A 2,626-nucleotide genomic window follows, 5' to 3' on the forward strand; every position below is an offset into this window, starting at 1 on the left:
AGTTCGAACTGCTGGCGCAAGCTTTTGTCCACCAAGCGCTTAAGTAATTCCCGGTCCTCGGTGAGAAGTCGTGTTCTTTGTTCATAAGACAACCCCTGGGGACAATAGCCACCGTCGTAAACCGCATGACAAGATGTCTGATCCGAAAGCAGATCGATCTTTATATTATGGTCCACTGCGTATTGCAGTAGATCCACAATATTTCCGTGATAGGCGATGGAGATAGGTTGTTTCTTCTGGATGAACTCATGAGCAATGGAAAAGACTTCTTTCAGATCGGACGACACCCGGCTAACCCACCCCTGATCAAGACGAGTCTTGATCCTAGAATAATCCACCTCGGCTATGATCCCTACTCCCTGGGCAATTTCCACCGCCTTGGGTTGAGCCCCGCTCATCCCACCTAGGCCCGAAGAGACAAACAGATGGCCCTTGAGGTCACCGTCGTGGGGAATGCCCAGCTTTAACCGTCCGGCATTAAGCAGGGTGTTGAACGTTCCATGGACTATTCCCTGGGGACCAATGTACATCCAGCCGCCGGCGGTCATTTGGCCATAGCTGGCCACTCCCATTTGAGCCGCTATTTCCCAGTCCTGTTGGTTATCAAACATCCCTACCATGAGGCCGTTGGTAATAATCACTCGCGGGGCATCAGGTCGGGAAGGGAATAACCCTACCGGATGCCCGGAAGCCACGACCAGGGTTTGGTCTTCAGTAAGTTCTTCCAGGTATTTTTTTATTAATCGGTACTGCAGCCAGTTTTGGCACACGCTGCCAGTCTCACCGTAAGTAACCAGCTCGTAAGGATAGAGAGCCACTTCAAAGTCCAGGTTGTTGTCGATCATCACTTGAAAAGCTTTGCCGGCCAGGCACTTACCTTGGTATTGGTCAATTGGTTTACCGTAAATTCGCCCCTCCGGCCGATACCGGTAGGCATAAATCCTGCCCCGGGTCAGAAGCTCTTGTATGAACTCAGGAGCCAGTTGCTCGTGCAGCTCCTGGGGTACATAGCGTAAAGCGTTCTTGAGGGCAGTCCTGGCCTGCTCCTTGGACAAGCGGAAACCACGATCGGGTGCCCTTCGTATACCTTCCACAAACTCCGGCATAGATGGTAACTTGCCATCTAATTTAATGGTCATGGCCGTCGAAACATCCTCATTGGTCACCACTTAGCAAACCTCCCTTACGTAGTATGCTAATCTATCAAGTCCGCCTGGTGTCTCTGTAATTGTTTCTGGACAGCGTCATCGGCAATCAGAGACGTAATCTGCTCAATGTAACCGCTAAGGACGGTGTCCTGTTCTATAAACGGTACTTGTTGGCGAATAAGACCGTAAATCGAGGCCAGTGCCGGGCCCAAGGTCGGCTCCGGATCCCATTTTTGCTGGGCTAACCGCAAGTCAATGGCTTGTGCGGCAGTAAGTAGCTCAATGGCTGTGACCACCCGAGCATTGACTACCAAGCGCCGCGCCTTACTAGCGGCAAACGTAGCCATGCTGATATGGTCCTCCTGATCAGCCGAAACCGGAACGGATTGTACCGATGCTGGCGTGGCCAGGACTCTATTTTCGTTGACCAAGGACGCCGCTGTGTACTGGGCTATCATAAGACCGGAATTAAGGCCTGGATTAGGGACTAAGAAGGCCGGTAGACCGCTGTAGACAGGGTGCAACAATTGGTTGACCCGTCGTTCGGCCATAGCTGCCATGGGTGTCACTGCCAGGGCCAGATAATCGAGAACGGCTCCCATGGGTTGGCCGTGAAAATTGCCCCCACTGATCACTTGGCTCTCTATAATCAAAGGATTATCAGTGGTGGAGTTGATTTCAATCTCTAAGGTAGACCGGACATGGTGCAAAGCATCAAGAACCGTCCCTTGCACTTGGGGAACACAACGGAAAGAGTACGGGTCTTGAATTTTCGTTTTGTGGCCGCTGTCCACTAAGGTGCAGCCGCTGAGTAACGCCCTCAGGTGCTTAGCCACAGCCACAGCGCCGGGATGGGGCCGGGCTTTCACCACGCCCGGGGCATAAGCGGAAGTATTGCCTTGAAAGGCAGCCAGGGCTAACGCCGCCGCTGCATCTTGGGCCGTCAGGAGCCGAAACGTCTCGTGCCAAGTCAGGACGCCCACGGCAGTCATGAAAGCGGTACCGTTTAGCAGAGCCAATCCTTCTTTAGCTTCTAAGGTGAGAGGCTTGATCCCGGCCTGCTTTAATGCTTCTTGGCCAGCGATAAGTTCGCCGCCTACCCAGGCCCGGCCCTCCCCCAGCAGAACCAAGGCTAAATCGGCCAGGGGTGCTAAATCGCCACTGGCACCCAGCGATCCCTGAGAATGAACAGCAGGAACAACATCGCTATTTAGCAGTTGCACTAATGTCTCCACCACCACCGGTCGCACTCCGGACTGACCCCGGCAGAGACTGTTGGCCCGAAGCAGCATGGCCGCCCGCACCACTTCCGGCGGAAAATAGTCTCCTACCCCGCTGGCGTGGCTTCGCACCAAGTTTTGCTGCAAATCGTGCAGAGCATCGGGTGAGATAGCAGTGTCGCAAAGGGCTCCAAAGCCGGTACTCACACCATATGCCGGCTTCCCACTGTCCAAGTGCCGTTGTACCATTTGCCGGCC

The 2,626-nt window shown here is 53.9% G+C and carries 2 protein-coding genes; both read right to left on the bottom strand.

The annotated features are described in order from the left end of the window. Positions 1-1,169, bottom strand: a 1,169-nt coding sequence (locus GX016_03375) for a urocanate hydratase (GenBank protein ID HHT70606.1), incomplete at its 3' end; no start/stop codon positions are given. Positions 1,170-1,195: 26 nt separating this feature from the next. Continuing rightward, a partial coding sequence (gene hutH, locus GX016_03380) for a histidine ammonia-lyase (protein ID HHT70607.1) occupies positions 1,196-2,626 on the bottom strand: 1,431 nt, incomplete at its 5' end.

The sequence above is a fragment of the Bacillota bacterium genome, assembly GCA_012837285.1.
Lineage (GTDB): Bacteria > Bacillota > DTU030 > DUMP01 > DUMP01 > DUNI01.